Source organism: Arthrobacter globiformis, assembly GCF_003261175.1.
In the GTDB taxonomy this organism is placed as follows: domain Bacteria; phylum Actinomycetota; class Actinomycetes; order Actinomycetales; family Micrococcaceae; genus Arthrobacter; species Arthrobacter globiformis_A.
Window position 1 is genome coordinate 199,288 of the sequence record NZ_QLNP01000074.1, and the last position, 6,026, is coordinate 205,313.

A 6,026-nucleotide genomic window follows, 5' to 3' on the forward strand; every position below is an offset into this window, starting at 1 on the left:
CACACCGTCGTGTTCGTGCCGATGCGCAAAGAACACCGAGCCAAAGGTAGTTAGACGCATGCCTGAACAGTGTCGATCGAATTCATGCGAATCCTGTGCCCTAAGCCCAGCCCTCCGCACCCCTGTCGCACGAGCTCTCCCGGAGCGTGCCCTGCTTCCTCTTGCCTCCCCCCGTACCGCAACAACTCCGTGTCAGGAACCGTCCCCGGCAGCACGTACGAAAGGTGCTGTCCGATGACCACCATGCATGTCAACGCGACTCACAGGCTCGACAGCCTCCCCATCAGCAAATTCCATCGGCGCATGATGTGGCTGGTTGGCCTCGGGTTGTTCTTCGACTCGTTCGACAACACACTCTCCTCAGCCGTGCTGGCCTCCATGCTGCCCACCGGGTTCTCCACGCTCGAGCTGAACTCCCTGTTCCTTTCAGCCACATTCGCCGGCCTGGCAACTGGCGCGGCACTCTCGGGCTGGCTCAGCGACCGGATCGGACGAGGCTTCGCGTTCCAGTTCAGCCTTGGCCTGTTCGGAATCTTGGCCTTGGCCGCCGCCTTTGCGCCCAACATTGAAGTGCTCATCGGTCTGCGGCTCCTGATGGCCATCGGAATGGGCGCCGAATACGTCATCTGCTACGGCATGATTACCGAATTCTTCCCGCGTTCCCACCGCGGCAAATACCTCGGCTTCCTCGGAGTTTTCGGCGGATTCGGCGTCTCACTGTCCTCGCTCATCGGCTTCCTGGTCATTCCCGCCTTTTCGTGGCGGGCAATGTTCGTCATCGGCGGCGTTGGCGCCCTGATCGCTTGGTGGTTGCGCCGTAATATGCCCGAGTCTCCCCGGTGGCTGGAATCGCGCGGCCGCTACGAGGAAGCCGAAGCAGCTCTTCAGAAGATCGAAAAGGAATCGGGCGTTACTAGCCCGAAGGTCACCCCCACTCCGGTTGTCGACCAGAAGGCCAGTGCCGCCCATGACAAGGCCAACTACGTGCCCGTCACGGTGCTCTTCTCACGCGGCGTTATCGGGCGGACCATACTAGCCCTTTGCCTGACCGTCATCTGCCTGTTTGGCTCCTACTCCGTGACGGGCTGGATGCCCACCTTCTTCGTGAAGCAGGGAATGAACGTTACGTCCTCCCTTGGATTCAACGCCGCGATCATGTCCGGCTACGTCGTAGGTCCGCTGCTGTGTGCGTTGCTTGCTTACAAGCTGGGCCGCCGCCGCAGCATCGTCGGTTCCGGTACCCTCGCAGCGATCTTCGCCGGCATCTACCCCTTCATGACCGAACCCGCACTCATCATCACCATCGGCTTCATCCTGGTCGCCATGGCTGCGTCGTTCCTGACCATGTGCCTGGGTACCGTGCCGGAGTTCTTCCCGACCGCCTTCCGCTTCCGCGGCGGTGGCCTTGCCCAGACCGTAGGCCGCGTCTGCCTGATCGCCTCCCCGTTCATTGTCCTGGGGCTGTTCACCAGCTTCGGCATCGTCGGAGTGATCCTGACCGTGTCCGGCCTGTACATCGCAGCTACAGTAATCTTCGCTGCCGCCCGTGTGGACACTTCCGCCGAGGCCCTGGCTCACATCGCTCCCGGCGGTGACACCGCCGACGCAGATGCCGAGGAGCCCAAGGCCCACGCATGACCCATTGAGGGCGAACGCGCGGCAGCGTCGCCGACGTCTGAGACAGTCCGGCCGCCGGGCCTGAATTCATACAACTAAGCCTGACGTCCTCGGACCTGACTTACCGGTCCGAGGACGTCAGATCCATCAGCCGGCAGAACTCGCCACTGTGAACCCCCCCCCGCTGAGGACTTCAGCACAATCCATCGAATGTAACGTCACGTCCCTCCGGTCAGGGAGGGCCTGGTGCAGCAACTCCGATGCAGAATGTACCCGAGGCGTCACTGATGCCGTCCATCTCCTGACCATCAAGGAGCAGTAGTTATGAAAGCCGTTGTTTTCCAAGGCGAGGGTAGGCTCGAGATCCGCGACTATCCGGACCCCGTACCCGGGCCAGACGAAGTAGTTATCCGCATCAAGGCCTCCGGTATGTGCGGAAGCGACCTCCATCACCTGCACGGCCCTGTCCGTACCGGCGAGGAACTGGTCATCGAGGGCCATGAGCCGTGTGGAGTCGTCGAACTTGTCGGCGACGCCGTCAAGGCAAGCGAGGCCAAAGTAGGTGACCGGGTGATGGTCCACCACTATGACGGATGCCGCACCTGCCAGTACTGCCGCTCCGGCTGGACCCAGTACTGCCCCAACGGACGCATCGTCTACGGTGGACTGAACGGAGACGGCGGCCACGCCAACTTCATGAAGGTCCCCGCACACACCCTCATCAAACTGCCCGAATCGCTCTCGTTCAAGACCGGTGCGGCCATCTCGTGCGGCACTGGAACGGCCTTCGCCGCCATCAAGAGGGTTAACCTGTCCGCCGACGAAACCGTCGCAGTCTTCGGTCAGGGACCTGTCGGACTGAGCGTCACCCTGCTGGCCAAGGCCTTCGGAGCCAGGGTCATCGCCGTGGACGTCGAACCGTCACGGCTGGAGATGGCCAAGCAATTCGGCGCCGACCACGTCGTCGACTCCCGAGAACAGGACCCTGTTGAAGCCATCCGCGAGCTGACCCGCCGCGGCGAAGGGGCGGATAAGACCATCGAGTGCAGCGCCATCCCCGCCGTACGCCGACAGGCCATCCAGGCAGCCCGGCCGTGGGGGACCGCGTGCATGGTGGGAGTCTTCGGCAAGATCGACCTGGACAGCGAAGAGCTCATCCATCTGCACAAGACCGTTCTCGGGTCGCTCACGTTTAGCAAAAACCAGCAGGAAGACTGCGCCCAGTTCGTTGCCGAACGTGGCCTGGACGTGGAGTCCCTGTTCACCAATGAGTTCAGCCTCGCCGAAGCCGAGAAGGCCTACGAGCTGTTCGACCAGCGCAAGATCGGCAAAGGCGTTTTCATCTTCGACTGACAGCATGTCAACGGTCATCCTGGAAGGAATGTCATGACCACAACCCAGCAGAGCTTCGCACCGTCCGAGCAGGCCCAGAGCTTCCTCTCCCGCGAGGTGCACCAGCTCTTCATCGACGGCCAGATGGTTCCGGCCGAGTCCGGAAAGACCCTTACCACCAATAATCCGTCCACCGGCGAGGTCCTGGCGCGTTTCGCCGCCGGCGGCCCCTCCGACGTCGACCGGGCGGTCCTGGCCGCACGCAAGGCCTTCAACGGCCCGTGGAGCTCCTGGAGCCCTTACGAGCGGCAGGCGCTGTTGAACCGTGTCGCGCAGGTCCTTGACCAGAGGTTCGAGGAACTGGCTGAGATCGAGGCCCTGGACATGGGCGCTCCGGTTTCGAGGCTGCGCAACTCCAAGGCGTCGCTGATGAAGATGCTGTCGTTCTTCGCCTCCCAGGCGACCAGCATCTCCGGTGAGACCCTGATGAACGGCATCCCCGGGAACGTGGCAACAATGACGCTTAAGGCACCCGTCGGTGTCATCGGCGGCATCATTCCCTGGAACGGACCGCTCAACGGACAGTTCTGGATCATAGGCGCCGTCCTGGCCAGCGGGTGCACCGCGGTACTCAAGCCGGCCTCGGAAGCGTCGCTGTCGGTGCTGCGCACAGCCGAGATCCTCCACGAGGCCGGCGTCCCCGCAGGTGTCATCAATGTCATCACAGGATCCGGCAGTTCAGCCGGTAACGCCCTCGCAGCCCACCCCGACGTTGACCGGGTGGCGTTCACGGGTTCCACGGAGACCGGCCGCCGCATCATCGAAGCGTCCACCGTCAACATCAAAAAGCTGCAGCTCGAATTGGGCGGCAAATCGGCAGACATCATCTGCGCAGACGCGGACCTGGACAAAGCAGTCGCTGGCGCGGCGATGGGCGTCTTCGCGAATTCCGGCCAGATCTGCTTCGCGGGGACCCGTGTGCTGGTCCAGAGGCCCATCGTCGACCAATTCACGGAGCGGCTGCTGGCATTCATGGATACGCTCAGGGTCGGGCACAGCCTCGACAATGCATCCACCCTGGGGCCGGTCATCAACCAGAATCAACTGGACACCGTCCTTAACTACATTGACATTGGCCGGAACGAAGGCGCCGAGCTACTTTACGGCGGGGCACGCCTCGGCGATGACCTCGGGAACGGATACTTCGTCCAGCCCAGCGTCTTCGGCGGCGTCAACAACAACATGCGCATCGCCCGTGAAGAGATCTTCGGCCCGGTGCTTTCCATCCTTCCGTTTGACGACATCGACGAAGCCATCGCCATCGCAAACGACTCCGAGTACGGCCTCGGAGGAGCAGTCTGGTCGCAAAACCTCTCCACAGCCCTCCGGGCCGTTAACGGGGTCCACACCGGTACGATGTGGGTCAACTGCTACGGCTACATCGATCCGCTCGTTGGATTCAGCGGCACCAAGCTCAGCGGTTACGGCTACAAAGGAACTGCGGCGCATATGGACACCTACCTGTACACCAAGAGCATCTACATGCAGCTGTAGACCGTTCTAGGTCCTCGGAAACGAGTCCCTTCAGCTTGCAGGGCGTGTCCCAACACGCTTCAAAAATGCCTGCATATCTGACGGCGGCGGTCACTGGCCACAGAAGCCAATGACCGCCGCCTGTCGACACTATAATGGTCACCGTTGCCCGTACCGTCGAAAGACATGTTGGCGGTAGCTGTCCGTGAATCAGCAGCCACACCTGGATGCCTCACCGCAGAGCAGAGGTGCCCCTTAATAAGGGCCACGTGAAGAGAAGGATGGGAATCATCTTATGAGTGGACGCGGTTCGGCTGGCGTTGGCGAGGTCGCAGACGCGGCGGACAGTGCGGGCAGCCTGGCGCGGATGCTGCAGATTCTGGAATTGTTTACAGAGCAGGAACCGGTGTGGTCCACCGCGGAGCTCATCAATGCACTGGACACATCCCGCTCCACGGGTTACCGCTACATTAAGACCCTGCATGATGCTGGGCTTCTCACCACGGTGCGCAACGGCTACTACAGTCTTGGTCCACGCATCATCGAAATGGACCTGCAGATCCGGCAGACGGACCCCCTCCTTCTGGCAAGCCAGGGAGTTCTTGAGGATCTGGTGGAAAATGTCGGACACTCGGCACTCTTGCTGACCGCTTTCCGCGATTCAGTCCTATGCATTGGCGAATGCCGGGCACCGCAAAGCCCCGCCAACAGATTCAGCCGCGGGCAAAGGCGTCCGATGTTCCAGGGAGCCGGCTCCAAAGTCATCCTGGCCCATCTGCCACACCACCGCCTGAAGGCCATCTATCCCCGTCACCTCGAAGAAATAGAGCGCGCCGGTCTAGGCACCAACTGGAGCGAATTCCGCAAAAGTCTTGGAGAGATCAAAAAAAATGGCTACCTGTTGACCAAGGGAGAATTCAATCCCGGTGTCTACGGTGTCGCAGCGCCCATCCTCACTGACCAGAAAACTGCTGTAGGCAGTGTCGGGGTCGCATGGGACGAAAACGTCCGTGACATCAACGTCGAACAGGCAATCCACGCTGTGAAACAGGCGGCAAACACCATCTCCAGACGCCTCGCCGAAAGCCAGGGACAGTCGTAAAATCAACAAGGCCCCACAACGGGCCCGCAGGCAACGGAAGCTCTGGTCTCTCGTTCCGACTCTGACGGTACTGACCAACCGGCCATGCCCGCCCTCTGCACGAGGTCGGCCTGTAAGTTCCCCTGGAAAGACGCTGCGTCCAAGGCCTGTGACGTCTCCCCTGCCGTGGTCCGGCCCGTTAGCCTCGGGTTTCTTCCATCTCCTACCGAGTGTTGCTTTAAGCTCGCCACCGCGAGGAAAAGTGTTCGCGTAGATATTGATCAGATCCCGTCATATGGGATATGGTTAATGCAGGCGCTCGGCCGGCAAGGTATTTCAGCGGCTGGCCGGCCGCCGTCCCCCGCCGTTCGTGCCGGGGTTGAATCGACTTTTGTGAAGGAGCAGCAGATGCGCGTAAGCAAGGCAGCGGAAACGGACATCGAAGCAGTCGGATCCATGCGTG

At 61.4% G+C, this 6,026-nt stretch carries 4 protein-coding genes; all 4 read left to right on the forward strand.

Annotated features, from left to right (window positions below):
* The first annotated feature begins 234 nt into the window (after nt 1-234).
* The 4 genes from DBZ45_RS11220 (at nt 235) to DBZ45_RS11235 (ending at nt 5,584) form a co-directional block, all read left to right on the forward strand.
* On the forward strand, nt 235-1,638 hold the full coding sequence (locus tag DBZ45_RS11220) for an MFS transporter (protein ID WP_111903972.1): 1,404 nt from the start codon (nt 235-237) through the stop codon (nt 1,636-1,638).
* 303 nt (nt 1,639-1,941) lie between these two features.
* Nucleotides 1,942-2,970, forward strand: coding sequence for a zinc-dependent alcohol dehydrogenase family protein (locus DBZ45_RS11225; RefSeq protein ID WP_111903973.1), 1,029 nt, complete (start codon nt 1,942-1,944; stop codon nt 2,968-2,970).
* Between the two features lie 33 nt (nt 2,971-3,003).
* Nucleotides 3,004-4,503: an aldehyde dehydrogenase family protein gene (locus tag DBZ45_RS11230; RefSeq protein WP_111903974.1), complete on the forward strand. Its 1,500-nt coding sequence runs from the start codon at nt 3,004-3,006 to the stop codon at nt 4,501-4,503.
* Between the two features lie 274 nt (nt 4,504-4,777).
* Nucleotides 4,778-5,584 (forward strand): IclR family transcriptional regulator, encoded by an 807-nt coding sequence (locus tag DBZ45_RS11235; RefSeq protein ID WP_111903975.1) that lies wholly within the window; start codon nt 4,778-4,780, stop codon nt 5,582-5,584.
* Nucleotides 5,585-6,026: the final 442 nt, after the last annotated feature.

Coding starts and splice junctions, on each gene's coding strand:
- DBZ45_RS11220 (WP_111903972.1), top strand. CDS start 235: ATGACCACCATGCATGTCAACGCGACTCACAGGCTCGACAGCCTCCCC.
- DBZ45_RS11225 (WP_111903973.1), top strand. CDS start 1,942: ATGAAAGCCGTTGTTTTCCAAGGCGAGGGTAGGCTCGAGATCCGCGAC.
- DBZ45_RS11230 (WP_111903974.1), top strand. CDS start 3,004: ATGACCACAACCCAGCAGAGCTTCGCACCGTCCGAGCAGGCCCAGAGC.
- DBZ45_RS11235 (WP_111903975.1), top strand. CDS start 4,778: ATGAGTGGACGCGGTTCGGCTGGCGTTGGCGAGGTCGCAGACGCGGCG.